Source organism: Leptothrix mechoopdaensis (SeqCode), from assembly GCF_053893855.1.
Window position 1 is genome coordinate 4,688,981 of the sequence record NZ_CM132699.1, and the last position, 25,908, is coordinate 4,714,888.

At 70.6% G+C, this 25,908-nt stretch carries 22 protein-coding genes; 17 read left to right on the forward strand and 5 right to left on the reverse strand.

Annotated elements, in window-relative coordinates; translation table 11 throughout:
* Nucleotides 1-98: 98 nt before the first annotated feature.
* From fba to ACWA7K_RS20490, 3 genes are all read left to right on the forward strand, one after another.
* The gene (gene fba, locus ACWA7K_RS20480) at nucleotides 99-1,163 is read left to right on the forward strand and encodes a class II fructose-bisphosphate aldolase (RefSeq protein ID WP_456163768.1); all 1,065 of its coding nucleotides are present in this window, start codon (nucleotides 99-101) and stop codon (nucleotides 1,161-1,163) included.
* 113 nt (nucleotides 1,164-1,276) lie between these two features.
* Nucleotides 1,277-2,215, forward strand: coding sequence for a phosphoribosylaminoimidazolesuccinocarboxamide synthase (locus tag ACWA7K_RS20485; RefSeq protein WP_456210247.1), 939 nt, complete (start codon nucleotides 1,277-1,279; stop codon nucleotides 2,213-2,215).
* Nucleotides 2,216-2,259: 44 nt separating this feature from the next.
* On the forward strand, nucleotides 2,260-3,396 hold the full coding sequence (locus tag ACWA7K_RS20490; protein WP_456163772.1) for a hypothetical protein: 1,137 nt from the start codon (nucleotides 2,260-2,262) through the stop codon (nucleotides 3,394-3,396).
* A gap of 25 nt (nucleotides 3,397-3,421) precedes the next feature.
* Here ACWA7K_RS20490 and ACWA7K_RS20495 read toward each other — a convergent pair whose 3' ends face one another.
* Nucleotides 3,422-4,363: a tetratricopeptide repeat protein gene (locus ACWA7K_RS20495; RefSeq protein ID WP_456163773.1), complete on the reverse strand. Its 942-nt coding sequence runs from the start codon at nucleotides 4,361-4,363 to the stop codon at nucleotides 3,422-3,424.
* A 186-nt stretch (nucleotides 4,364-4,549) separates the two neighbouring features.
* Between ACWA7K_RS20495 and purE the strand changes: the two genes are divergently transcribed.
* The 4 genes from purE to ACWA7K_RS20515 are packed head-to-tail and all read left to right on the forward strand — an operon-like array spanning nucleotide 4,550 to nucleotide 8,324.
* The gene (purE, locus tag ACWA7K_RS20500; RefSeq protein WP_456168893.1) at nucleotides 4,550-5,011 is read left to right on the forward strand and encodes a 5-(carboxyamino)imidazole ribonucleotide mutase; all 462 of its coding nucleotides are present in this window, start codon (nucleotides 4,550-4,552) and stop codon (nucleotides 5,009-5,011) included.
* Nucleotides 5,011-6,186 carry a 5-(carboxyamino)imidazole ribonucleotide synthase gene (locus tag ACWA7K_RS20505; RefSeq protein ID WP_456163774.1) on the forward strand — a complete coding sequence of 392 codons (1,176 nt, stop codon included), beginning with the start codon at nucleotides 5,011-5,013 and terminating at the stop codon, nucleotides 6,184-6,186. The genes purE and ACWA7K_RS20505 overlap by 1 nt, the downstream gene beginning before the upstream one ends.
* A 26-nt stretch (nucleotides 6,187-6,212) precedes the next feature.
* A complete protein-coding gene (locus tag ACWA7K_RS20510) occupies nucleotides 6,213-7,268 on the forward strand; it encodes an L-threonylcarbamoyladenylate synthase (RefSeq protein WP_456163776.1) in 1,056 nt (351 codons plus the stop codon).
* A gap of 45 nt (nucleotides 7,269-7,313) precedes the next feature.
* A complete protein-coding gene (locus ACWA7K_RS20515) occupies nucleotides 7,314-8,324 on the forward strand; it encodes a hypothetical protein (RefSeq protein WP_456163777.1) in 1,011 nt (336 codons plus the stop codon).
* Nucleotides 8,325-8,331: 7 nt separating this feature from the next.
* Here ACWA7K_RS20515 and dacB read toward each other — a convergent pair whose 3' ends face one another.
* On the reverse strand, nucleotides 8,332-9,777 hold the full coding sequence (gene dacB / locus ACWA7K_RS20520) for a D-alanyl-D-alanine carboxypeptidase/D-alanyl-D-alanine endopeptidase (protein ID WP_456163778.1): 1,446 nt from the start codon (nucleotides 9,775-9,777) through the stop codon (nucleotides 8,332-8,334).
* A gap of 102 nt (nucleotides 9,778-9,879) precedes the next feature.
* Between dacB and tsaB the strand changes: the two genes are divergently transcribed.
* The 3 genes from tsaB to ACWA7K_RS20535 are packed head-to-tail and all read left to right on the forward strand — an operon-like array spanning nucleotide 9,880 to nucleotide 11,948.
* Nucleotides 9,880-10,608 (forward strand): tRNA (adenosine(37)-N6)-threonylcarbamoyltransferase complex dimerization subunit type 1 TsaB, encoded by a 729-nt coding sequence (tsaB, locus tag ACWA7K_RS20525; protein ID WP_456163779.1) that lies wholly within the window; start codon nucleotides 9,880-9,882, stop codon nucleotides 10,606-10,608.
* A gap of 7 nt (nucleotides 10,609-10,615) precedes the next feature.
* Nucleotides 10,616-11,161 (forward strand): ribosomal protein S18-alanine N-acetyltransferase, encoded by a 546-nt coding sequence (gene rimI, locus ACWA7K_RS20530; RefSeq protein ID WP_456163781.1) that lies wholly within the window; start codon nucleotides 10,616-10,618, stop codon nucleotides 11,159-11,161.
* Complete coding sequence (locus ACWA7K_RS20535; protein WP_456163783.1) at nucleotides 11,148-11,948, forward strand: uracil-DNA glycosylase; 801 nt, start codon at nucleotides 11,148-11,150, stop codon at nucleotides 11,946-11,948. The genes rimI and ACWA7K_RS20535 overlap by 14 nt, the downstream gene beginning before the upstream one ends.
* Here the strand turns inward: ACWA7K_RS20535 and hemB are convergent, their stop codons facing one another.
* Complete coding sequence (gene hemB / locus ACWA7K_RS20540) at nucleotides 11,949-12,959, reverse strand: porphobilinogen synthase (protein ID WP_456163785.1); 1,011 nt, start codon at nucleotides 12,957-12,959, stop codon at nucleotides 11,949-11,951.
* Nucleotides 12,960-13,312: 353 nt separating this feature from the next.
* Here hemB and ACWA7K_RS20545 point away from each other — a divergent pair, with 353 nt between their 5' ends.
* Nucleotides 13,313-14,515 (forward strand): ISL3 family transposase, encoded by a 1,203-nt coding sequence (locus ACWA7K_RS20545; RefSeq protein ID WP_456168895.1) that lies wholly within the window; start codon nucleotides 13,313-13,315, stop codon nucleotides 14,513-14,515.
* Between the two features lie 97 nt (nucleotides 14,516-14,612).
* On the opposite strand, the gene ACWA7K_RS20550 is transcribed toward ACWA7K_RS20545, so the two are convergent.
* Nucleotides 14,613-15,419 (reverse strand): DUF2726 domain-containing protein, encoded by an 807-nt coding sequence (locus tag ACWA7K_RS20550; protein WP_456163787.1) that lies wholly within the window; start codon nucleotides 15,417-15,419, stop codon nucleotides 14,613-14,615.
* A gap of 130 nt (nucleotides 15,420-15,549) precedes the next feature.
* A complete protein-coding gene (ffh, locus tag ACWA7K_RS20555; protein ID WP_456163789.1) occupies nucleotides 15,550-16,929 on the reverse strand; it encodes a signal recognition particle protein in 1,380 nt (459 codons plus the stop codon).
* Nucleotides 16,930-17,028: 99 nt separating this feature from the next.
* Between ffh and ACWA7K_RS20560 the strand changes: the two genes are divergently transcribed.
* The 6 genes from ACWA7K_RS20560 to ACWA7K_RS20585 all read left to right on the forward strand — a co-directional run bounded on the left by ACWA7K_RS20560 (nucleotide 17,029) and on the right by ACWA7K_RS20585 (nucleotide 25,867).
* A complete protein-coding gene (locus ACWA7K_RS20560) occupies nucleotides 17,029-17,874 on the forward strand; it encodes a cytochrome C assembly family protein (protein WP_456210249.1) in 846 nt (281 codons plus the stop codon).
* On the forward strand, nucleotides 17,871-18,143 hold the full coding sequence (locus ACWA7K_RS20565; RefSeq protein WP_456163792.1) for a PP0621 family protein: 273 nt from the start codon (nucleotides 17,871-17,873) through the stop codon (nucleotides 18,141-18,143). Before ACWA7K_RS20560 ends, ACWA7K_RS20565 begins: the two co-directional genes overlap by 4 nt.
* A gap of 15 nt (nucleotides 18,144-18,158) precedes the next feature.
* Nucleotides 18,159-20,384 carry an ATP-binding protein gene (locus tag ACWA7K_RS20570; RefSeq protein ID WP_456163794.1) on the forward strand — a complete coding sequence of 742 codons (2,226 nt, stop codon included), beginning with the start codon at nucleotides 18,159-18,161 and terminating at the stop codon, nucleotides 20,382-20,384.
* Nucleotides 20,381-21,997 carry a sigma-54-dependent transcriptional regulator gene (locus ACWA7K_RS20575; RefSeq protein ID WP_456163796.1) on the forward strand — a complete coding sequence of 539 codons (1,617 nt, stop codon included), beginning with the start codon at nucleotides 20,381-20,383 and terminating at the stop codon, nucleotides 21,995-21,997. The genes ACWA7K_RS20570 and ACWA7K_RS20575 overlap by 4 nt, the downstream gene beginning before the upstream one ends.
* 7 nt (nucleotides 21,998-22,004) lie before the next feature.
* Nucleotides 22,005-22,598, forward strand: a complete 594-nt coding sequence (gene ampD, locus ACWA7K_RS20580; RefSeq protein ID WP_456163798.1) for a 1,6-anhydro-N-acetylmuramyl-L-alanine amidase AmpD — start codon at nucleotides 22,005-22,007, stop codon at nucleotides 22,596-22,598.
* Nucleotides 22,599-22,933: 335 nt separating this feature from the next.
* Nucleotides 22,934-25,867: a ribonucleoside-diphosphate reductase subunit alpha gene (locus ACWA7K_RS20585; protein ID WP_456163800.1), complete on the forward strand. Its 2,934-nt coding sequence runs from the start codon at nucleotides 22,934-22,936 to the stop codon at nucleotides 25,865-25,867.
* The last annotated feature ends 41 nt before the right edge of the window (nucleotides 25,868-25,908 follow it).

Below are 25,908 nucleotides of genomic sequence, written 5' to 3' on the forward strand. Positions count from 1 at the left end.
CGAGTCGTCGAGCCGACTGCGCCGATAACGTCCAGCGTTGTCCGCTGCGGCCCTGCCCCGATCCCCCCAGCTTCCATCCACTCCCTGAGGTTCCGACCATGCCACTCGTCTCGATGCGCCAGCTGCTCGACCATGCCGCCGAAAACGGCTATGGCATCCCGGCGTTCAACGTCAACAACCTGGAGCAGGTCCAGGCCGTCATGGCCGCGGCCGACGAGGTCGGTGCGCCGGTCATCCTGCAGGCCAGCGCGGGCGCCCGCAAGTACGCCGGCGAGAGCTTCATCAAGCACCTGATCCAGGCGGCCGTCGAGGCCTATCCGCACATCCCGCTGGTCATGCACCAGGACCACGGCACCAGCCCGAAGATCTGCGAGGGCGCGATCAACCTGGGCTTCGGCTCGGTGATGATGGACGGCTCGCTGCGCGAGGACGGCAAGACCCCGGCGGACTTCGCCTACAACGTCGAGGTGACCCGCAAGGTCGTCGACATGGCCCACCGCGTGGGCGTGACGGTCGAAGGCGAACTCGGTTGCCTGGGCTCGCTGGAGACTGGCGAGGCTGGCGAGGAAGACGGCGTCGGCGCGGTCGGCAAGCTCGACCACAGCGCGCTGCTGACCGACCCGGAAGAGGCCGCCCAGTTCGTCAAGGCGACCCAGCTGGACGCGCTGGCCATCGCCATCGGCACCAGCCACGGCGCCTACAAGTTCAGCCGCAAGCCCACCGGCGACATCCTGGCGATCAGCCGCGTCAAGGAGATCCACGCCCGCATCCCGAACACCCACCTCGTGATGCACGGCTCGTCGTCGGTGCCGCAGGAGCTGCTGGCGATCATCAACCAGTACGGCGGCAAGATGAAGGAGACCTACGGCGTGCCGGTCGAGGAGATCCAGGAGGCCATCAAGCACGGCGTCCGCAAGATCAACATCGACACCGACATCCGCCTGGCGATGACCGGTGCGGTGCGCCAGTTCATGGCCGAGAACCCCGACAAGTTCGACGCCCGCGAATGGCTCAAGCCGGCCCGCGAGGCCGCGCGTCTGGTCTGCCGCCAGCGCTACATCGAGTTCGGCTGCGAAGGCCAGGCCGGCAAGATCAAGGTCGTGCCGCTGGACCAGATGGCGGCCCAGTACGCCGCCGGCGCGCTCGCGCAGCAGGTGCGCTGAAGGCCGGGCGGCCCGGGCGATTCGTCGCTTGGGCCCCTCGTTTCCCCGTCCGCCACCCGTAGGAAGGCCCGCATCGCGCGGGCCTTTTGCGTTGGAGGGCCCCCCTACAATTCGTGAAACTTTTCATCGAACCCGCCGTGACCGCTGCCGCCGCCCTCCAAGAATCCAGCCTCCGATCGCTTCCGCTGCTTGCGCGCGGCAAGGTCCGGGACAACTACGCCGTCGGCACCGACCGCATCCTGATGGTCGCCAGCGACCGCATCTCGGCCTTCGACGTGATCATGGGCGAGGGCATTCCCGGCAAGGGCGAACTGCTGACGCGCATGGCGCAGTTCTGGTTCGACAAGCTCGGCCACATCGTCCCCCATCACCTGACCGGCGAGGATCCGACCTCGGTCGTCGCGCCCGACGAGGCCGATCGCGTGCGTGGCCGCTCGATGCTGGTCAAGCGCCTGAAGCCGGTGCCCGTCGAGGCGGTCGTGCGCGGCTACCTGGCCGGCAGCGGCTGGAAGGAGTACCAGGAAAGCCGCTCGGTCTGCGGCGTCTCCCTGCCGGCCGGCCTGCGCAATGCCGATCGCCTGCCCGCACCGATCTTCACGCCGGCGACCAAGGCCGAGATGGGCGATCACGACGAGAACATCAGCTTCGCCCGCATGGCCGAGATCATCGGCGGCGACCTGGCCGAACGCATCCGCAGCATCTCGATCGCGCTGTACCAGGCGGCGGCGGAACACGCGCTGACCAAGGGCATCATCATCGCGGACACCAAGTTCGAGTTCGGCCTCGACACCGACGGCACGCTGACGCTGATGGACGAGGTGCTGACGCCCGACTCGTCGCGCTACTGGCCGGTCGAGCACTACCAGCAGGCGCTGGCCGAAGGCCGCAACCCGCCCAGCTACGACAAGCAGTTCCTGCGTGACTGGCTGGAGGCCGCACGCGTCGACGGCCAGCCGTGGAACAAGCAGGCGCCGGCCCCGGCCCTGCCCGCCGACGTCATCGCCCACACGGCGGCGACCTACCGCGAGGCGCTCGAGCGCCTCACCGCCTGACGGCAGCCGTCGCGGCGCCGTAGACCCACCGACTGCGAAGCGCCATGCACCGTCTGCTGCGCAACCTCGACGACGCCATCGAGCGGGCCCGCATCCCGCGCGAGCTGCCCTTCCTGAGGGCCGAACGGGCGGTGGTGCATGCGCGGCTCGGCGAGGTCGAACGGGCCCGGCGCGAGATCGCGCAGCTGCGCCAGCTCGGCGACACGCACACGCAGACCGTGCTGGGCGCCTGGCTCTGGCTGGCCGAGGGCCTGGCCGACTACTACGAGAACGTCAGCCTGCGGGCTCGCGAACGGGTCGGCCGTGCCGTCGTGCAGGCGGCGCAGATGCGCGCGCCCCGGGCCCATTCGCTGGCGGCCGCCTGGCTGGCCCACCTCGACTTCCGCGTCCACGACTACCCCGCGACGATCGAGCACGTGGGCATCGCGCTGAAGGTCGCGCCGGCCACCCACCACTCGGCCCGCTCGCGTGCCTGCACGGTCGTCGCCGGGGCCTACCACTACGCCGGCCGCGAGGACCTGGCGCAGCCCTGGTACCTGCAGGCGCGGGCCCATGCGACCGCCGAAGGTGACGGGGCCGCGCTCAGCTCGCTCATGTACAACATGGCGGCACTGCGGGTCATGGAGGTCCGCCTGAACGAGCGTTTCGGCACCGCCGATGGCCTGAAGGTCAAGCGCGCCCGGCTGGGCACCGACTCGTCGCGACAGCTCGACCTGAACGTGCGCACCAAGGCCCTGAGCCATCACACGCCGATGCAGCAGGCGCTGGTCCTGTCGGCGCTGGGCGAACACGCCGCTGCGCTGGCGCTGTACGACGCCCATCTCGAAGGCGCGCTGCGCGAGGGGCTCGGGTTCTCCGAATGCCTGTTCGAGGCCGACCGGGCCACCTGCCTGCTGGCGCTGGGGCAGGGTGACGAGGCCTTGCGGGCGGCACGGCGAGCGGAATCGGCCTTCATGGGGGCGACCGAACCCGAGGAAGAGGCCATCGCGCATGCGCTGCTGGCCCCGGTCATGGAACGCCTCGGCCTGCCCGACGTGGCCGCCCGGCACCTGGCCGCCGCCGAAGCGCCGCTGCAGCTCTACCGCAGCCGCAGTGCGGCGTTGCTGGACATGCTGGCCGACGCCGATCTGGAGCGCTGGCGGCTGGGGCCGCAGCTGGCCGAGTCCAAGGCGGCGGCCTGACCGGACGGCCGCGCGTCGCGCCGCGTCAGAACAGGACCATGCTCAGCTTGCGCCGGTACTGGTCCAGCAGCGGATCGCTGGCGACCGCGGCGGTCTTGCCGGCGATCTCGACGGCGCCCTTGGCCTCGGCCACGGCGGGCTTCGGTGCCGGCTTGGTCATCAGCTCCAGGATCGCGACATAGGTCTTGCGCGCGCGGCCATCGGACCAGCCCTTGTCGCGCATCAGGATCTCCAGCAGCTCGTCCATCGCGGCGGTGTGTTCCTGCAGCGCGAAGAGCTGTCGGGCGCGGTCGAAGCGGGCGTCGTAGTCGCGCTTGTTGGCGGCGATGGCGGCGTCCAGCTCGGTCATCGGGCGCGCGGTGGCCATGGCCTCGCAGGCTTCCAGCCAGGCGCCGAGCGCGGCGATGCGCTGGTCGACGATGGCCTTGCCGGCGACCGGCTCCCAGGCGCGGCGGGCGTCGCTGACGCGGCCTTCCTGCAGCAGCAGCTTGATGTAGTCGTAGCGGGCCGTCTCGTTGGACGGGTCGATCGCGACGGCCTCCTGCAGCTTGGCCAGCGCGGCCTCGGCATTGCCGTCCTCGGCCAGCGCCTCGGCCTGCTCGACCTCGGCTTCCGCCTCGATCTCGGCTTCGCTGGGCACGTGCTTGTCGAGGAACTCGCGGATCTGCGCCTCGGGGATCGCGCCGACGAAGCCGTCGACCGGCTGGCCCTGGCTGAACATCACGCAGAACGGGATCGAGCGCACGCCGAACATCTGGCTGAGCTGGCCGGCGATCTCGGGCACCTCGTCGCTGTTGAGCTTGGCGAGCGTGAAGCGGCCCTCGTAGGCCGTCTCCAGCCGCTCCAGCATCGGTCCGAGCTGGCGGCACGGGCCGCACCAGGGCGCCCAGATGTCGAGCAGCACGGGCTGGCGCAGCGAGGCCTGGATCAGTTCGGTTTCAAAGTTTTCGAGGGTGATGTCGATCATCGCGGCACCTGAGGAAGACGGGCGGAAGGGAAGGCCTGAGCCGGGTGGCGACCCGGTGCTCGGCCGGACGGGACTTGGGGGCTGGGCCGGCGAACACAAGCGGTGCGGCAGGTGCCGCCTAAAATCCCGCCTTTGTCTCGCCCGGAGCCTGCAGTGAACAGCGCCTCGCCCGTGGTCGGCATCGTCATGGGTTCCAACAGCGATTGGGACACCATGCGACAGGCGGCCCAGATTCTCACCGAGTTTGCCGTGCCCTTCGAGGCGCGCGTGGTCTCGGCCCACCGCATGCCCGACGACATGTTCGCCTACGCCGAGGCGGCGCGCGGACGTGGCCTCCAGGCCATCATCGCCGGCGCTGGCGGGGCCGCTCATCTGCCCGGCATGCTGGCGGCCAAGACGCCGGTGCCGGTGCTCGGCGTGCCGGTGGCGAGCAAGCACCTGCAGGGCGTCGACTCGCTCCACTCGATCGTCCAGATGCCCAAGGGCATCCCCGTGGCGACCTTCGCAATCGGTGCGGCCGGCGCGGCCAACGCGGCGCTGTTCGCGGTCGCGCTGCTGGCCAACCGCGATGCCGATCTGGCCGCCCGCCTGGATGCCTTCCGGGCCCGCCAGACCGAGGTGGCGCGCGCGATGACGCTGGACGACTGATGGCCAACCCTGCCGTGATCCTGCCGGACGGCCGCGCCACCCTGGGCGTGATGGGCGGCGGCCAGCTCGGCCGCATGTTCGTCCACGCCGCGCAGCAGATGGGCTACCGCACGGCGGTGCTGGAGCCCGACCACGCCAGCCCGGCCGGCTGGGTCGCCCATGAACACGTGCGCACCGGCTACGAGGACGTGGTCGGCCTGACCGCGCTGGCCAACGTGGCGGCGGCGATCACCACCGAGTTCGAGAACGTGCCCGCCGCCTCGCTGCGTCGGCTGGCCGCGCACCGCCCGGTCGCACCGGCCGGCGACGCGGTCGCGGTGTGCCAGGACCGCGCCGCCGAGAAGGCCCACTTCGTCGCCAGCGGCGTGCCTTGCGCGCCGCATGCGCGCATCGAGTCCGAAGCCGACCTGGCCGGCGTCGACACGAGCGTGCTGCTGCCGGGCATCCTGAAGACGTCGCGCATGGGCTATGACGGCAAGGGCCAGCGCCGCGTGCGCGATGCCGCCGAACTGGCGCAGGCCTGGTCGGACCTGGGCCGTGTGCCTTGCCTGCTCGAGAAGATGCTGCCGCTGGCGGCCGAGCTCAGCGTCGTCGTGGCGCGCGGCGCCGACGGCCAGTGCGTCCACTTGCCGGTGCAGCGCAACCTGCACCGCGACGGCATCCTGGCCGTGACCACCGTGCCGGCCGAAGGCATCGACGCGGCGACGCAGGACGCGGCCATCGCCTCGGCCGGCCGCATCGCCGCCGAGCTGGCCTATGTCGGTGTGCTGTGCATCGAGTTCTTCGTGCTGGCCGATGGCAGCCTGGTTGCCAACGAGATGGCGCCGCGCCCGCACAACTCCGGTCATCACAGCATCGACAGCTGCGACGTCTCGCAGTTCGACCTGCAGGTGCGCACGCTCGCGGGTCTGCCGCTGGTCGCGCCCCGGCTGCATTCGGCCTGCGTGATGCTCAACCTGCTGGGCGACCTGTGGTTCGACGCCAGCGGCCTCGAGCGCACGCCCGACTGGGCCGGCGTGCTGGCCTTGCCCGGCACCCACCTGCACCTGTACGGCAAGGCCGAGGTCCGGCGTGCCCGCAAGATGGGCCACCTGACCATCACCGCCGCGACGCCGCAGCAGGCGCGTGCCGTGGCGTTGCAGGCGGCGGCCGTGCTCGGTTTCGAGCCGTTCTGATCGGCCATCCCGTCGTGCCTGTCCTGTTGCCCACCGCGACCGAGGCCGAACGTGCGGCCAGCCTGGCCAGCGCCGTCCAGCGTCTGGCCGAAGGCGGGCTGGTGGCGCTGCCGACCGAGACCGTCTACGGCCTGGGCGCCCGCGCCGACGATGCGCAGGCCGTCGCGCGCATCTTCGCGGCCAAGGGCCGGCCGAGCGACCACCCGCTGATCGTGCACGTGGCCGATGCGGCCGGCGCCGAGGCCTATGCGGCCGGGATCCCCACGCTGGCCCGTCGCCTGATCGACGCCTTCTGGCCCGGGCCGCTGACGGTGATCGTGCCGCGTCGACCCGGCATCGCGGCCGAGGCGGCTGGCGGCCAGTCGAGCGTCGGCCTGCGTTGCCCGTCGCACCCGATCGCGCAGGCGCTGCTGCGGGCGGCAGCGGCGGCGGGGGTCAGCGGCGTCGCTGCGCCGAGCGCGAACCGCTTCGGCCGCGTCAGCCCGACACGCGCCGCCCACGTGATGGACGAGTTCGCCGGCCAGCCCGAGGCGGCCGGCCTGCTGGTGCTCGACGGCGGCGACTGCGAGGTCGGCATCGAGTCGGCCATCGTCGACTGCAGCCGCGGCCATCCGGTGCTGCTGCGGCCAGGCGCACTGGGCCGGGCTCTGATCGAGGCGGCGGCCGGTGAGCCGCTGCTCGCGCCGGACGCCACGGCGCCGCGTGCGTCCGGCACGCTGGCCGCGCATTACGCACCCAGCGCCAAGGTCCGCCTGATGGAGGCGAAGGCCTTGCGCCAGGCCCTGGAGATGCTCGCCCCCAGCCTGTCGGAAGCCGCCGCAACGGCGTCACCAAGCGGCACGGCGGCGTCATCGAAGGCGCCGACGCTGGCGGTATATTCGCGCCTCCCGAAACCGCCCGGCTTGCGCGGCGTGGTCTGGCGGACCCTGCCGGCCGACCCGGCCCAGGCGGCGCACGAGCTGTTCGGTGCCCTGCGCGATTTCGACGACGCCCGGGTGTCGCTGATCTGGGTCGAGCAGCCACCGCCCGACAGCGCCTGGGATGGCGTGCGCGACCGCCTGCAGCGGGCGGCCGCAGCCTGATCGCCGTCCCTTTCAAACCAGCCCCGTTTCCCCGTTGGAGACTCGATGAAGCCCCAGTCCCTGCTTGCGCGCGTGCTGCGCTCCGCCACCGTCCTGGCCGTCGCGCTGGCGGGCCTGGCGGGTTGCGACAGCTCCAGCCGGATCAATCCGTACGTGCCGACGCGCCTGATGTCCTTCGGTGACGACCTCAGCGCGGTCCGCGCCGACGGTCTGAAGGTCAACGTCAACGGCGGCGACTGCAGCGTCAACCCGCTGTGGAACCAGCAACTGGCGACCGCGATGGGCCTGACGCTGCCGAACTGCCCCGTGGGCGGGTCGTCCAACGGCGTGATGGGCGCGGCGATCAACGCCAAGGTCGCCGACATCGTGGCCCAGGTGGCCACCGCCCGGGCCGCCAACCCGGGCGCCTTCGTGTCGTCGACGCTGGTCACGCTGCAAGGCGGCCTGTGGGACGTCATCGAGGCCTATAACACCTGGAAGACCGACGCGACCCAGTACAACGCGCTGCTCGCCCAGATGGTCACCAAGGGCCACGCGATGGGTGACCTGGTCAACTCGATCGCCGACAACGGCAACGGCCCACGCGTGATCTACGGCACCGTGCCCGACCTCGGCTGTTCGCCGCGCGCCTATGCGGATGGGCTGATCACCGGCTCGCAGGTCTGCCAGAACCAGGCATCGCGCACCGATCCGCTGACCGTCTTCACGGCCACCTTCAACGACGCGCTGCGCAACCGCGTGCTCAACGACGGCCGTTATGCCGGCCTGGTGATCTTCGACGACAAGCTGCGCTCGATGACGACGACCACGCCGAACCCGCTGTTCTTCTCGATCTACGGCCTGGCCAACGTGACCGGATCGCTCAACTCCTCGTCGTGCAACACCGGCACGCCGGCCACGCCGACGACGACCTGCACCACCTCGACGCTGGTCACGAACGCGACCAGCACGAACTGGCTGTGGGCCTTCGACGTGATCCCCGGCCCGGCCTTCCACAACCAGATCGCCGCCGGCACCGGCGGGGCGATCTTCCGGGCCCGCAACAACCCGTTCTGAACGCGCTTCAGCGCGTGGCGGGCGCACCCGCCGCGAGCCGTTCGGCGCCCCAGGCCAGCACGGCATCCAGCACCACCCGGCCACCGTCGCGGCTGGCCAGCGGGTGGTTCAGGATGACGACGGCGACCGCGCGGCGGCCGTCGAGACCGTCGATCAGGCCGGCTACGCCGGCTACGTCGGCCAGCGAGCCGGTCTTCAGGTGGGCACGCCCGGCCACCGAGTAGGCCCGCCGCGCGGTCGCCTCGCCGGCCAGCGGCAGGCTCGACAGCAGGTCCGGCATCCACGGCTGGCGCCATGACCAGCGCAGCCATTGCGCCAGGCAACGCGGCGTGATGCGCTCCTCGCGCGACAGGCCCGAGCCGTTGTCCAGCTTCAGCTCGTCGGCCGCACAACCCACCCGGGGCAGCAGCCCCATGACGACCGCGCGGCCGGCCTCCCAGGTCGCCGGTGGCGGCCCGGACAAGGCCAGCAGCGTCTGCTGCGCGATGGTGTTGTTGCTGAACAGGTTCATCGGCCGCAGCACGTCGGCCAGCGGTGGCGAGCTGAAGGTCAGCAGCGGCACCGCCTCACCACCGTTTCCGCCCGACCGGACCTTGCCTTGCAGCGTGCCGCCCATCGCGCGCCACATCGCCTCGATCGCACGGGCCGTGTGGCTCGCCGGCTCCGGATAGGCCACCGGCCAGCTGCGTTCGCCGCAGCTGCGCGGCAGCCCGCCGGCGAAGGTCCACGTGGCGGGCGAGCGGAAGTCGCCTTGCAGCCTGGCGCGCCAGTCGTCGCAGGGGCCGTCGAGCAAGGGCACCCGATCGGCCACCCGCCAGCCCGCCAGCGCAAGGTCTGACGAGACCTCGGCCCAGGGCTGCGTCGGGTGCGGCCGGAAGGTCAGCGTGACGCTGCGGAAGTTCACCATCAGCGCATCGGGCCGCACGTTGTACGGGCGGAAGGGCTCGTTGTCGAAGGCGGCCGGATCGACCTCGGGAACGGCGTAGGCGCTGCGGTCGAGCACGATGTCGCCGCGGATCTCGCGCACGCCGCGCTGGCGGATCTGGTCGAGCAGCAGCCACAGCCGCTCGGCCACCAGGCTCGGGTCGCCACTGCCGCGGATGCGCAGCGAACCGGCCAGCACGCCGTCGCGCGGCAGCGCGTCGACGCTGACCTGGGTCTGCCACTGGAAGCTGCGGCCGAGTGTCTCCAGCGCGGCGGCCGAGGTCGTCAGCTTCATCAGCGAGGCCGGGTTGACCGGCAGGCTGGCGCGGTGCGCGAGCCAGGGCTCGCCGCCGTCGACCGGGCCGACCCAGACGTGCAGGGCCTCCGCCGGCAAGCCCGCCTGGGTCAGCGCCGACAGCACGCCCGGCGGCAGGCGCGGGGTCGGTTGAGCGGGGGCCGCCAGCGGCAGCAGGGAGCCGAGCAAGGCCAGCGTCGACAGGGGGCGGAAGGGGGCAGGAGGCGCGCGCATCGGCGTCGATCATAGGAGCGCCCGACGGCCGACAAGGCCGATCGCATCGGCCTTGTCGGGCATGTCGACCGCTACACTGACCGGCCTTTCCCGCCCGAGCCCATGACCCCGACCTGCCTCCTTGCACTCGATGCCGCGACCGAGACCCTGCACCTCGCGGTGTGGCGTGACGGCCTGCTGCGCACGCGTGCCCTGGCCGGCGGCGCGCAGGCCTCGATGAACCTGTTGCCGGCGATCGCCAAACTGGTCGCCGAGGCCGGCGCGACGATGGCGGACCTCGATGTCATCGGCCATGGCCGCGGTCCCGGCGCCTTCACCGGGCTGCGCACCGCCTGCTCGATCGCGCAGGGCCTGGCGATCGGACTGGACCGGCCGCTGGTGGCGCTGGACACGCTGGCACTGGTGGCCGAATCGGCCCACCGGCAGGCCGGTTTCGAACGGGTCTGGACGGTGCTGGACGCCCGCATGAACGAGGCCTATGCCGCCTGCTGGCAGCGTCACGGCGAGGCCGACTGGCAACTTGCCACGGACGCATCCGGCACGGTCATCGCCGCCCCGTCGCTGCTGCGGCCCGAGGCGCTGCGCGAGCGCGTGTCGGCCCATCCGGCGGCGCTGGCCGGCCCGGGCTGGACGGTGCATGCCGCCGCCGCCGAAGGCCTTGGCCTGCCGATGTGCGCCACGGCCTTGCCCGATGGCGAGGCCCTGGCCGCGCTGACGTTGAAGGCCCATCGGGCCGGGCAATGGATCGACCCCGCGCTGGCGCTGCCGCTCTACGTGCGCGACAAGGTCGCGCAGACCACGGCCGAACGCGCGGCCGTCCCGGCCCGGTGAACACCCGATGAGCGCCCGACCGGCTGTCCGGCCTGCGCATCTGGCGCGGGCGATGCCGCTGGTGGTGCGGCCGATCACGGTCGACACGCTCGACGCGCTGCTGGCCATCGAGGTGCGCTGCTACTCGCATCCGTGGAGCCGCGGCAACTTCATCGACGCGCTGGCCGCCGGCTATCTCGCCCAGGGCCTGCAGACGCCGGCCGGCGAACTGGTCGCCTACATGGTCGCGATGGCCGGTGTCGACGAGTGGCACCTGCTGAACATCACCGTCGCGCCCGAACACCAGGGCCGCGGCCATGCGGTGCGCCTGCTGCACGAGCTGGACCGCCATGCGCGGGCCACCGGCTCGGACTGCGTCTGGCTGGAGGTGCGCCCGAGCAACGTGCGCGCCCGCGAGATCTACGCCCGGCACGGCTACGTGCAGGTCGGCGTGCGACGCGGCTACTACCCGGGCGCGAACGGCGAGCGCGAGGACGCGCTGGTGCTGCGCCTGTCCATCGACCCGGACCGCCCGGTTCGCCACAAGCCGGAGGAGGGTCATGGTCTGGTCTGAACGTCAGGTCGCGATGCTCGCGGAGATGGGCGTCCACCTGCGGCTGCCGACGGGCGAAGCCGTGGTCGAACCGGTGGTCGAACCGGTCGCCATCGATGTCGCCGAACCGGTGGTGGCGCCGGCGCCTGCACCTTCGCCTGCACCGGTCGTGTCGCCCGTCACCTTCGTGCCAGCCGCGGCGGTGGCGCTCGACCCGGCCAGCCCGGTCGCGACGATGGGCTGGGACGCGCTCGAATCGGCCGTCGCCGGCTGCCGCGCCTGCGAGCTGTGCGACAGCCGGCGCCACACCGTCTTCGGCGTCGGCAACCGGCAGGCGCGCTGGATGCTGGTCGGCGAGGCGCCCGGCGAGAACGAGGACCGCACCGGCCAGCCCTTCGTCGGCGACGCCGGCCAGCTGCTCGACAACATGCTGCGTGCGACCGGCCTGACGCGTGCCGATGACGGCGGCGAACGGCAGGTCTACATCGCCAACGTGCTGAAGTGCCGCCCGCCGCGCAACCGCAACCCCGAGCCGCACGAGGTCGAGCGTTGCGAGCCCTTCCTGAAGCGGCAGGTCGAGCTGGTGAAGCCGCGCCTGATCCTGGCGCTGGGGCGCTTCGCGGTGCAGTCGATCCTGCGCAGCGCCGAGCCGATCGGCCGGCTGCGCGGCAAGGTCCACCAGTACCACGGCGTGCCGGTGGTGGTGACCTACCACCCCGGTTACCTGCTGCGCAACCCGGTCGACAAGTCGCGTGTCTGGGAAGACCTCTGCCTGGCGCGCGAGGTCATGGACGGCCTGGGCGGCTGATCAGTCGCGCGACTGGCGCAGCACCCGTGCCGCGTCGAGCGCGAAGTAGGTCAGGATGCCGTCGGCGCCCGCGCGCTTGAAGGCCAGCAGGCTCTCCATCATCACGGCGTCGTGGTCCAGCCAGCCGTTGCCGGCGGCGGCCTTGAGCATCGCGTACTCGCCGCTGACCTGGTAGGCGAAGGTCGGCACGCGGAACTCGTCCTTCACGCGCCGGACCACGTCCAGGTAGGGCATGCCGGGCTTGACCATCACCATGTCGGCGCCTTCGGCCAGGTCCAGGCCGACCTCGCGCAGCGCCTCGTCGGTGTTGCCCGGGTCCATCTGGTAGACCTTCTTGTTGCTCTTGCCAAGGTTGCCGGCCGAGCCGACCGCGTCGCGGAACGGGCCGTAGAAGGCGCTGGCGTACTTGGCGCTGTAGGCCATGATGCGCGTGTGGATCAGGCCTTCGGCCTCCAGCGCGCGGCGGATCGCGCCGATGCGGCCGTCCATCATGTCGCTGGGCGCGACGATGTCGACGCCAGCCCGCGCCTGGGTCAGGGCCTGCCGGACCAGCACCTCGATGGTCTCGTCGTTGAGCACGTAGCCGGTGTCGTCGATCAGGCCGTCCTGGCCGTGGGTGGTGTAGGGGTCGAGCGCGACGTCGGTCATCACGCCCAGATCGGGGAAGCGCCGCTTCAGCTCGGCGACGACCTTCGGCACCAGGCCGTCCGGGTTGGCGGCCTCGCGGCCGTCGGCGGTCTTGTGGGCGCCGCCCAGCACCGGGAACAGCGCCATCACCGGCACGCCCAGCTCGACGCACTGTTCGGCCACCGGCAGCAGCCGGTCCAGGCTCAGGCGCTGCACGCCGGGCATCGAGCCGACGTCCTCGGTGCGGCCCTCGCCTTCCAGCACGAAGACCGGGTAGATCAGGTCACTCGGGTGCAGGCGATGCTCGCGCACCAGCGCGCGGGTGTAGGCGTCGCGACGCAGGCGACGCGGACGGGCCAGGGGGTAGGGCGGCGGGACGTGCATGGGGCGGCTCTTGGCTGTCGGCGAGCCGCGATTGTCGCGCCAGGGCCGTCTTCAGCTGCCATCCAGTCTTGTCCGATGTCAGTAGCCAACCCGATCCAGCCGCACAAATGCCGCTGCTACACTCAAACCCGAGCGATTGGCCGCAAGGTCGTCGTTCCCTGCTTTTCCTCCCTGAGCAGGTGCCTTACCGTGTTGACAGCGTTAAGGCTTTGCAGCCCCAGCCCATTGCTGGGGCTCTTTTTTTTGGTTCATCACGGAAGTCCGGGAGGACGATCCAGAACGAGGTAGGGCAGTGACATCCCGCGAGAAGATGGTTGTGCGAAGACACACCGACTCGGGAAAGCACTGCCCCAATGAACAAGGATACAAGCGAGCTCCCGTTCTGGGAGGGCTTCAGCGTGCGACGGCTGGTCCGCAAGGAGTCGGCCGTCGAGATCGAACTGGAGGTTGAGGAAGGCTCGGTGCCTTTGTGCGGACGCTGCCGTCAGGCGTGCGCGCAGGTTCACGAGCGGGTGCAACGGCGCATCCGTGACCTGCCCATGCTGGGCTGTCCGGTCACGCTGGACGTGCAGTTCCAGCGACTGGCCTGTCCGACTTGCGGGCATTGCCAGCAGTTCGTGTCATGGCTGGATCCGCACGCCAGGCTGACGCGCCGGCTGGCTCAGGCGGCCGCTGAGCTGTGCGCGAGGATGACGGTGGCGCATGTGGCCGAGCTGTTCGGCCTGCACTGGAGCACGGTGCGAGAACTGGATCGACGTCGCCTGCAAGCGCTGGTCGAAGGCTTGCCGCCCGCGCAGCCGAGGCGACTGGCGATGGACGAGTTCGCGGTGTTCAAGGGTCACCGCTACGCCAGCGTCATCGTCGATGCCGATACGCGTCGCGTGCTGTACGTCGCCCAGGGCCGCACGCGCCGATCGATCCGCCCGTTCTTCGAGCAACTCGGCGCCGAGGGCTGCGCGCGCGTCGAGGCCGTGGCCATGGACATGAACTCGGCGTTCGACCTCGAGGTGCGCCATCACTGCCCACGCGCGCGCATCGTCTATGACCTGTTCCACGTCGTCGCCAAGTACGGCCGCGATGTCGTGACCCGCGTCAGGGTCGAGGCGGCCAACAAGCTGCGACAGGACAAGCCCGCGCGTCGCCTGGTCAAGCAGGCGCACTGGCTGCTTCTGCGCAACCGAGACCGGCTCAGCCACTCACAGCAGGTTCACCTTGACGAGGTGCTTGCCGCCAATCAGCCCATCTTGACGGCCTACCTCATGCGCGATGAGCTCAAGACGCTCTGGACGGCAAGCTCAGCCTGGGAATGGCGGCAGCGATGGCGGCAGTGGCTGGCGCACGCCCAGCAAAGCGCCATCCCGGCCTTGCAACACTTCGCCCGCAGCCTCAAGCCCTACTGGCGCGGCATCGTCTCTCGCGTTCGATGGCCCATGCACACCGGCCAGATTGAAGGCATCAACAACCGCATCAAGGTCATCAAGCGCATGGCCTACGGCTACCGCGACACCGACTACTTCTTCCTCAAGATCAAGGCAGCGTTTCCCGGGAATCCGTGATGAACCTTTTTTTTTGTCGCGCGAAAACGAGGAAGCCGCCCGGGATGGGGCGGCTCCGTGGTGTCCTGGATCGGCCCGCAGGCCGCCGGGATGCGCCTCAGCGACTCAGTCCGGCGATGCCGTGCACGGGTGGCTTGATGCCGCCGAGCGAGCCGCCATCGGTCACCTCGCTGGTGCTGACCTGGGCCGGATCGAGCGGTGCCGGGCGGGTCGCGTTCAGGTCGTCGAACCAGGTGGTGCGGGGCGGCTCGCGGTCGCCGCCGACGTCCGATCCGGCGGCGCGGCTGCGCCCCTGGCGGTAGAGCACCGGCTCCATCGGACTGGTCTCGGGACCTTCATCGCTCAGCGGCTCGGCGACGGCCTGCGGCACGAAGATCTTGCGGACGGCGGCAGGGTCCGGCAGCAGCGATTCGGTCCAGACATGCAGGGGGATGCCGCCGGCGCGCAGCACGCGCTCGACGCGCTGGTGGCGCTTGCGGGCCCGTTCGGTCTCGACCCGGTCGGCCGGGCGGACCTCGATCACCGCGATCACGTTGGACGCCGCGTCGCAGACCATCAGGTCGACGCAGACGTGGCCGACCCGGCGCATCCATTCGACGTAGGAGTTGCGCGTGGGCACGCGCACGAAGTGGGAGATCGGCACCTGCGCCAGCACCAGATGGTCGGGCAGGGCCCGGCGCAGCACCTCGAAGGCGCGCTGGTGGCGCAGCGTCAGCACGCGCGTCGCCTCGGGCGGCCAGCCGATCACGGTGTCGACCGCGTCGAGCGCACGCGGGCGACCGACGCTCGGCTTGCGGGGTTTGTCCGCCTGGCTGCGACGCCAGGACCAGACGACCACCGCAGCGCATAAGCCGGACAAGGCCACCAGGGCGATCGGATTGGCGGCCAACAGTGTGAGATCCATCACGACAAGTTAGCGCGCACGAACTGGATCGTCAATGAAGCCCAAGCGGGTTCGTTGTAACAGTCTCACCCACCGGGGGGATGCATGAACGGCGATCTTGATGCAGCACAGCTTCATGCACCAGAACGGGTCAGAAACCCATCCCGCCCATGCCCGGCGGGAACTTGCCCTTGCCGCCGCCCATGCGCTTCATCATCTTCATCAAGCCGCCGCCCTTCATCTTCTTCATCATGTCGCGCATCTGCTCGAACTGGTTGAGCAGCCGGTTGACCTCCTGGACCTGAACGCCGGCGCCGGCGGCGATGCGGCGCTTGCGGCTGGCCTTGAGCAGGTCGGGCTTGCGGCGCTCCAGCGGCGTCATCGAGTTGATGATCCCCTCCATGCGGCGCACGTCCTTCTCGGCCTTGCCCATGTCGGCCTGACCGGCCTTGGCGGCCAGCTCGCTGGGCAGCTTGTCGAGCAGGCCGGACAGGCCGCCCATCTTCTTCATCTGGCTGAGCTGGGCCAGGAAGTCGTTCAGGTCGAAGCCCTCGCCGCTGCGGACCTTGTCGGCCAGCTTCTGCGCGGCCTGGATGTCGACGCCCTTCTGCACCTCCTCGACCAGCGCGACGATGTCGCCCATGCCGAGCACCCGGCCGGCGTGGCGATCGGCGTCGAAGACCTCCAGGCCGTCGATCTTCTCGGACACGCCGGCGAACTTGATCGGCGCGCCGGTGATCTGCCGCACCGACAGCGCCGCGCCGCCGCGCGAGTCGCCGTCCAGCTTGGTCAGCACGACACCGGTCAGCGGCAGCGCGTCCTTGAAGGCCTTGGCGGTGTTGACCGCGTCCTGGCCCTGCATCGCGTCGACCACGAACAGCGTCTCGATCGGGTTGAGCGCCGCGTGCAGCTCGCGGATCTCGGCCATCAGCGCCTCGTCGATCGCCAGCCGGCCGGCGGTGTCGACCAGCAGCACGTCGAACAGGTGACGCCGCGCGTGGTCCATCGCGGCCAGCGCGATGTCGCGCGGCTTGTCGGTCGGCTGGCTCGGGAACCACTCGGCGCCGGCCTGCTTCGTCACGGTCTTGAGCTGCTCGATCGCGGCCGGGCGGTAGACGTCGGCCGAGACCGTCAGCACCTTCTTCTTGCGGCGTTCGATCAGGTGCTTGGCCAGCTTGGCGGTGGTGGTCGTCTTGCCGGCACCCTGCAGGCCGGCCATCAGGATGACGGCTGGCGGCTGGACCGCGAGGTTCAGGTCCGCGACACCTTCACCCATCGTCGCGGCCAGTTCCTTGTGGACGATGCTGACCAGCACCTGGCCCGGATTGAGCGAGCCGACCACCTCCTGGCCGAGCGCCTTCTCCTTCACCCGGTTGATGAAGTCGCGCACCACGGGCAGCGCGACGTCGGCCTCGAGCAGCGCCATGCGCACCTCGCGCATCATGTCCTGCACGTTCGATTCGGTGATGCGGGCCTGGCCACGCATCGACTTGACGAGCTTGGACAGGCGGTCGGAGAGGGCTGAGGCCATCGGGGATTCCAGGGAGTTCTGTGACCGATGCGGTCGGTCGGGCGGGCAGGACGGCCCGTGCTGCGTCGTCACGACGGGGGCCGTCAGTACACTGTGCGGGTGATTCTATCGACCGACTTTTCAGCCTCGTTTCCGGCTCCGCTGTCGCCCTGGTCCGTGGTGCCGGCGGTGCTGGCGCTGGTGGCCTACGCGCTGGCCTGGCCGACGGGTGATTCGGCGCGCGCCCGACGTGCCTTGCCGTTGGCCTGGATCGCCCACGGCACCGCGCTGTTCGCGCAGTTGCTGGGCATCGGCCTGCCGGGCGATGGCATCCGGTTCGGCTTCTCCGCCGCGCTGTCGTCGACGGTCTGGCTGGTGCTGGCGGTGCATGCGGTCGAGAGCCGTTTCGTGCCCGTCCCGGCGATCCGGCGGCTGCTGGCCGGACTGGGCGGGCTGGCCATCGTGATCGGCCTGGCGTTCCCGGGTGAAGGCGCCATCCATGCGGTCTCGCCTTGGGCCCCGCTGCATTGGCTGATGGGCTTCGCGTCCTACGGTCTGTTCGGTGCGGCCGTGCTGCACGCGATCTGGCTGGACCGGGCCGAGCGCGCGATGCGTTCGCGCCGGGCGCCGGCCCCGGGCGGTGCGGGCCTGCCGCTGCTGCTGCTCGAACAGCTGACCTTCCGCTTCGTCGCCGCCGGCTTCGTCGTGCTGTCCGGCGCGATCGTGCTGGGCAGCTGGTTCATGGCCTCCTGGCGCTGGGACCACAAGACCGTCTTCTCGGTGCTGGGCTGGGCGGTCTTCGCCGGGCTGCTCGGCGGGCGCCGGGCCTTCGGCTGGCGCGGTCGCCGGGCCACCCGCTGGTTGTACGTGGGCAGCGTGCTGCTGCTGCTGGCCTATGTCGGCTCGCGTTTCGTGTTCGAGGTGCTGCTGCACCGCCCGGCCGCGCTGGCGGGGGTGACGCCATGAGGGCGCTGCTGTGGCTGCTGATCGGCCTGGCGGTCTACCTGCTGATCCGCAAGTGGCAGCGGGAGCGCGAGATGGCCAGCACCGAGACCCGTCGCGTCGACGTGCCGCTCCGGCCCGGCGCGACCACGTCGACGCCCGGCCGCATGGTCCGCTGTGCCCATTGCGGCCTTCATCTGCCCGAGTCCGAGGCGGTGCGGGGCGCCGATGCGCGCGACTACTGCAGCCCCTCCCATCTGGCGGCCGGCCCGGGTGCCGGACTGCCAGGCTGAGGCCACGCGACTCCCATGGCCCGCAATCGCCCATCCGGACATCCCGCCGCGCCGCCGTTGCCCTTCCTGGACACGGACCTGCCGGGACGGCGTCCGGGGCGACCTGCGGTGCCGCGCGACTCCTGGTTCGCGGGCTTCGGCAACGGCGTCGAATCGACCCGTCCGGAAGACATCGACGCGCTGATCGCCCCGACCCGGCCGATGGGCAGCGGCTTCGCGCCGACCTTGCCGGCGGAAGGCCGGCGCGGCGCCGACGAGCGCGGTGATGCGGCCGCCCGCAACCGCTTCGAACGGGTCCGGGCCGACCCGTCGACCAGCTCGCGCGCCGCCCCGCCCAGCGGCCTGGCCGACCTGGATGCCGACCGCGGCGCCGACACCGTGCCGGCCGAGGAATGGGCCGCCCATCCTGGCGCCCAGACGGCGGTCGACGACGGCCCCGAGACGTCGCGTGCCGGCGAGGATTCGAGCGGCTTCAGCGCGCCGCCGGTGATCGAGCCGATCCCCTCGTCGCGGGCCGGCAAGGGGCCGCCGAAGGCGTTCCAGCGCATCTTCCGGGGCTTTGTCGTCGCACGCGCCCTGCTGGCCGTGCTGCTGCTGGCGATGCAGGCGGTGATCGCCATCTATGGCACCGCTGGCTCGACGCTGTTCTCGCTGGCGGTCTGCGGCGGTTATGCGCTGGCCACCCTGCTGCTGGTCGCGCAGGTCGAGCTGCGCTGGCTGCCACGGCTGAGTGCGCCGCTGGACCTGCGTGGCCATCTGCGGCGGCGCTGGCAGGTGTTGACGATCGGCGTCGACCTGGTCGCCTTCTCGGTGCTGCTGGTGGCCTCGATTGCTGCGCCACTGAACATCAACGCGCTGTTCCTGCTGCCGGTGCTGACCGCAGGCGCGCTGCTGCCGCGCCGTTCGGCGGCAGCGGTGGCCGCCGCCGTCGTGCTGCTGTTGCTGGGTTCGGCCTGGTGGCGCGTGATCGATGGTGCCGACATGGCCGCGCAGCTGACGCAGTCGGGCATGTTCGGCGCGATGGTGTTCGCGCTGGCGCTGCTGACGGCCGAGATGGCCGACCGCCTGACCCGCCAGGAAGCCGCCGCACGCAGCACCCTGGAGATGGCGCGCCAGCAGGCGCTGCTCAACCGGCTGATGATCGAGGAGATGCAGGACGGCGTGATGGTGGTCGACACCGAAGGCCACGTGCGCGCCGCCAACCCGGCCGCGATGGCCCTGATCGGCGCACCGCCCGGCCGGCGCTTCATGGCCTTCGACCTGCGCCAGCACGAGGCCTGGGAGCCCCTCTGGCTGGCCCTGGAGCGTGCCTGGGCCACCGGGTTCTGGCCCGATGGCGGCGAGGAGATCCGCCTGCGCCTGAGCCAGGGCGCGAAGGTCGAGGAGCGTGGTCTGCGCCTGCGCATGCGCTTCACCCGCCGCCAGGACAACGCCGGCCCGGCCGACGAGGACAAGCCCGGCGAGTCGCTGCTGTGCGTGCTGTTCATGGAAGACGTGCGCACACTGCAGACGCGGGCGCGCCAGGAGAAGCTCGCCGCGATGGGCCGTGTCTCCGCCGGCATCGCCCACGAGATCCGCAACCCGCTGGCCGCGATCGCGCAGGCCAACGCGCTGCTGGCCGAGGACCTGATGCAGCCGGCGCAGCGCCAGCTCACGCGCATGGTGGCCGACAACGTCGTGCGGCTGCAGCGCATCGTCGACGACGTCATGGAGGTCGCCCCCGGCGCACCGCGCGAGGCGCCGGTGATCGACCTCTCCGCCCAGGTCCAGATGCTGTGCAACGACTGGGCCCGCACCGCCAGCCTGCCGCAGATCGGCCCGAGCCCGCTGATGGTCGAGGCCGGCGACGGCGTGCTGCCGGTGCGGTTCGATCCGGACCATCTGCGGCGCGTGCTGGTCAACCTGCTGGAGAACGCCCATCGCCACGGCAGCGGCCGCACCGATGCGCTGTGGGTGCGCGTGCATGCGCGTGGCGACGCGCAGGCCGTGGTCTCGGTGGCCAGCGACGGTCCGCCGATCGCCTCCGACGTCGAGCCCTACCTGTTCGAGCCGTTCTTCTCGACCCGCAGCCGCGGCAGCGGTCTCGGGCTCTACATCTGCCGCGAGCTCTGTGAACGTTATGGCGCCACGATCGAGTACCACCCGCGCGGCGCCGGTGCGCGGCACCGCAACGTCTTCGTGATGACCCTGCCGCGCATGATCCCGGTGACGCAGCCGATGCGGCCTGGGATGGCCCGATGAGCGCGACCTCGCTGCACAGCCTGCTGGTCGTCGACGACGAGCCCGACCTGCGCACGGTCTACGAGCTGACGTTGCTGCGCGAGGGCTATGAGGTCGAGACCGCCGGCAGCGTCGAGGAGGCCTGGGCGCAGCTCAAGGACCGCACCTACAGCGCCGTCATCACCGACATGCGCCTGCCCGACGGCAGCGGGCTGGACCTGCTGCGCCGGCTCGAACAGTCGGGCCGCAGCGAGCGGGCTATCGTCATCACCGCCTACGGTTCGGCCGAGAACGCGGTGCAGGCGCTGAAGTCGGGCGCCTACGACTACCTGACCAAGCCGGTCGACCTGAAGGTGTTCCGCAGCGTCGTCGCCGCCGCGCTGGGCCGCAGCCCGGCCGCACGTGGCGCCGCACCCCATGCCGGTCCGCCGGCCACCGGTGCCGTTCCGGTCGACTTCGGCCAGGGCCCCCGTTCGATCGTGCCGCGCCACGAGCGTGGCAGTGGCGCGCTGCGCCGCATGGCCGGCCAGTCGGCGGCGATGCAGCAGGTCCGCGCGCTGGTCGACAAGGTCGCGCGCAGCATGGCGCCGGTGCTGGTGCAGGGCGAGTCGGGCACCGGCAAGGAGCTGGTCGCGCGCTCGATCCACCAGGTCAGCACGCGTGCGGCTCAGCCCTTCATCGCCGTCAACTGCAGCGCCATCCCGGAACAGCTGCTGGAGGCCGAGTTCTTCGGCTACCGCAAGGGCGCCTTCACCGGCGCGGCCGAGGATCGCGAGGGCTTCTTCCAGGCCGCACACGGTGGCACCCTGTTCCTCGACGAGATCGGCGACCTGCCGCTGTCGATGCAGAGCAAGCTGCTGCGGGCGATCCAGGAACGCGCGGTGCGACCGGTCGGTGCCATTGCCGAGGTGGCCGTCGACGTGCGCATCATCAGCGCGACCCATCGCGACCTGGCCGACGAGGTGGCCGAAGGCCGGTTCCGCCAGGACCTGTTCTATCGCCTCAACGTGATCCAGATCCGGGTGCCGCCGCTGCGCGAGCGCCGCGACGATCTCTACGAGCTGTGCGCGCGTGTGCTGGAGCGGGTCGCCGCCGATGCCGGCATGGCCGTGATGCCACGCCTGACGCCGCGCGCGCTCGACCACCTGGCCCACTACGACTTCCCCGGCAACGTGCGGGAACTGGAGAACCTGCTGCACCGTGCCGTCGCGCTGAGCAGCGCCAGCCAGATCGACGTCGAGGACCTCGAACTGCCGATCCCGCCGCGTGGCCGTCCTGCTGCGGTGCCGTCCGCCCAGGCCACCGGCTGGGGCCAGGAGGCCCGGATCGACCCGCCGTGGACCGGTTATCCGTTCAAGCCGGCGACCGTCCTGCCGGCCGACGTGGCGCCGATGCTGTCGACCGTGCCGTCGATGGCCGAACCGGCCGTGCCCGATGACCTGGTGGCCTACCTCGACGAGGTCGAGCGCGCGGTGCTGGTGCGGGCGCTCGAACGCCATCGCTACAACCGCACGGCGGCCGGTGCAGCGATGGGCCTGACGCTGCGCCAGATGCGCTACCGCATGGCGCGCCTGGGCATCCAGGTGGCCGGCGAAGGCCTGACCGTCGACGACGGCGAGGGCGGCGTCGAGTGAGTCGGGCATGAAGGTCGCGCGCCGCCCGCGCGACGGACGTGGCCCGTGGCTGGCCGGCTGGCTCCGGTCGGCACGATGCGTCGCCAGTCCCAACTTCGGCCGGCGGCCCGAAGGCATCGCGATCGACCTCGCGGTGGTGCATTCGATCAGCCTGCCACCCGGCCGCTACGGTGGCGACGCGATCGAGCGGCTGTTCACCAACCGGCTCGACCCGCAGGCCCATCCCACCTTCGCGGCGCTGGACGGGCTGCAGGTCTCGGCCCATTTCGTGATCCGCCGTGACGGCGCGCTGCTTCAGTTCGTGCCGCTGCAGGGCCGCGCCTGGCATGCCGGCGTGTCGCACTGGAAGGGCCGCGACAACTGCAACGACTTCAGCATCGGCATCGAGCTGGAGGGCCTCGAAGGCCGCACCTTCGCGGCCGTGCAGTACCGCGCGCTGGCGCATCTGCTGCGCCGGCTCGCACGGGTCCTGCCGCTGCGCGAGGTGGCCGGGCACGAGCACGTCGCGCCGGGTCGCAAGGGGGATCCGGGCTCCGGTTTCGATGCGGCGCGACTGGGTCGCAAGCTGCGGCATCGGGGCCTGTCGCTGGCCTGGCGCTGAACCCGAAATGCAAGAGTCGCGGCACTCGGGGTAATTGCTCCCCTCACACTAGCGCTAGTGGCTGGCGGCTACCCAGGCACTAGCTATAGTGCCTCATCGTGTTATCCTTCGCCCCGTTCCAGACAAGCCCAGATCCCGCGATGCACCGGGCAACAGGCCATTTGACCGGTCATCCGGTCGGCCCTCCCGGATCGTGTCCCAAGGGACGTTTCCGACCCCATCCCGCAGTTCTTTGACCGCCGCCAGGCGAGACGCGCAGCGTTCCGATGCTGACGCCCGATGCCAGGCGAGGCGAAGCCTTGCCGAACGATTTTCCAGACATGCAAGGAGCCCAGATGCAAGCAACCGGCACCCCTCACCAGCAGCCTTCCCTGCACGCCCCGACCAGCACCCTTGGTGGTGACGCCCGGGTGGCGACCAGCGTCTATGGCAGCTACCAGATCATCCGCCGCAACGGTGCGGTGGTGGCCTTCGAGCCGCACAAGATCTCGGTGGCCATGATGAAGGCCTTCCTGGCGGTGCACGGGACCCAGGGCGCGGCGTCGGCCAGCGTGCGCGAGACCGTCGATGCGCTCACCGAGGCGGTGGTCCGCGCGCTGATGCGCTCGCGTCCGAGCGGCGGCAGCTTCCACATCGAGGACATCCAGGACCAGGTCGAGCTCGGCCTGATGCGCGGTGGCCATCACGATGTCGCCCGTGCCTACGTGCTCTACCGCGAACGCCGGGCCCAGGAACGTGCCCAGCAAGGCCAGGCCGCACGGGCGGCCGAGCCGGCCTTCTACGTCACCGACCGCGGCCAGCGTGTGCCGCTGGATCTGGCCCAGCTCAGCGGGATCATCGAGGCGGCCTGTGCCAACCTTGGCAGCGAGGTCGTGGCCGCGCCGGTGCTGGCCGAGACCCGCCGCAACCTGTACGACGGCGTGCCGATCGACGAGGTCTACAAGGCCGCCATCCTGGCCGCCCGCACGCTGATCGAGAAGGACCCGGCCTACACCCGCGTCACGGCCCGCCTGCTGATGCACACGATCCGTCGCGAGATCCTCGGCGAGGAGGTCACGCAAGGCGAGATGGGTGCGCGCTACGCCGACTACTTCCCCGCCTTCATCAAGAAGGGCATCGAGGCCGAGCTGCTCGACGAACGTCTGGCCCAGTTCGACCTGGCGCGCCTGGGTGCCGCACTGAAGGCCGAGCGCGATCTCGACTTCGACTACCTCGGCCTGCAGACCCTGTACGACCGCTACTTCCTGCACGTGCGCAAGGCCCGCATCGAGATGCCGCAGGCCTTCTTCATGCGCGTGGCGATGGGCCTGGCGCTCAACGAGGTCGACCGCGAGGCCCGCGCGATCGAGTTCTACGAGATCCTGTCCTCGTTCGACTTCATGTCCAGCACGCCCACGCTGTTCAACTCGGGCACGCGCCGCTCGCAGCTGTCGAGCTGCTACCTGACCACCGTGCCCGATGACCTCGACGGCATCTACGAGGCCATCAAGGACAACGCGCTGCTGTCGAAGTTCGCCGGTGGCCTGGGCAATGACTGGACGCCGGTGCGCGCACTGGGCTCGCACATCAAGGGCACCAACGGCGAGTCGCAGGGTGTCGTGCCCTTCCTCAAGGTCGTCAACGACACCGCCGTCGCGGTCAACCAGGGCGGCAAGCGCAAGGGCGCCGTCTGCGCCTATCTCGAGAGCTGGCACCTCGACATCGAGGAGTTCCTCGAACTGCGCAAGAACACCGGCGACGACCGCCGTCGCACCCACGACATGAACACGGCGAACTGGATCCCCGACCTGTTCATGCGTCGTGTCATGGAAGGCGGTGACTGGACCCTGTTCTCGCCGTCGACCTGCCCGGACCTGCACGACCGTTTCGGTGCCGACTTCGAGGCCGCCTACACCGCCTACGAGGCCCGCGCCGACCGTGGCGAGCTCAAGCTGTTCAAGCGCATCCGTGCCGTCGACCTGTGGCGCAAGATGCTGACGATGCTGTTCGAGACCGGGCATCCGTGGATCACGTTCAAGGACGCCTGCAACGTGCGCTCGCCGCAGCAGCACGTCGGCGTCGTGCACTCGTCGAACCTCTGCACCGAGATCACGCTCAACACCAACGATCGCGAGATCGCGGTGTGCAACCTCGGCTCGGTCAACCTGGCCCGTCACCTGACCGATGGCGAGCACGGCAAGCAGATCGACCAGGCCAAGCTGGCCCGCACGATCACGGTGGCGATGCGCATGCTCGACAACGTCATCGACATCAACTACTACGCGGTCCGCAAGGCACGTGATTCCAACCTGCGCCACCGCCCGGTCGGCCTGGGGATCATGGGCTTCCAGGATGCGCTCTACCAGCTGCGTGTGCCCTACGCGTCGCAGGAGGCGGTCGAGTTCGCCGACCGTTCGATGGAGGCGGTCTGCTACCACGCCTACTGGGCCTCGACCGAGCTGGCCGCCGAGCGTGGCCGTTACAGCAGCTACCGCGGCTCGCTGTGGGACCGCGGCATCCTGCCGCAGGACTCGCTCAAGCTGCTGGCCGAGGCGCGTGGCGGCTATGTCGAGGTCGACACCTCGTCGACGCTGGACTGGGATGCGCTGCGGGCCCGCATCGCCCAGCACGGCATGCGCAACAGCAACTGCGTGGCGATCGCGCCGACCGCGACGATCTCCAACATCATCGGCGTCGACGCGTCGATCGAGCCGTGCTTCGGCAACCTGTCCGTCAAGAGCAACCTGTCGGGCGAGTTCACGGTCATCAACGAGTACCTCGTGCGTGACCTCAAGAAGCTCGGCCTGTGGGACGACGTGATGGTCATGGACCTCAAGCACTTCGACGGCAGCCTGCGCCGCATCGACCGTGTGCCCGAGGAGCTCAAGCGCCTGTACGCGACCGCCTTCGAGGTCGAGCCGGTGTGGCTGGTCGAGGCCGCGTCGCGTCGCCAGAAGTGGATCGACCAGGCCCAGAGCCTCAACATCTACATGGCCGGCGCGTCGGGCAAGAAGCTCGACGAGACCTACAAGCTCGCCTGGCTGCGTGGCCTCAAGACCACCTACTACCTGCGCACGATGGGCGCGACGCATGCCGAGAAGTCGACCGTCAAGGCGGGCTCGCTGAACGCCGTGCCGGGTGGTCAGGGCGGTGGTCTGCAGGCCGCGTCGATGGATGCGCTGGCCGCTCAGGCACAGGCCCAGATGGCGGCTGCGACGGCCGAGTCCAACCCGGCCACGGACGTCCGTTTCTGCGCCATCGACGACCCGACCTGCGAAGCCTGTCAGTGAGCTGAGGCGACCTGATCCAGCCCTTGCCCGAAGGCCTCGTG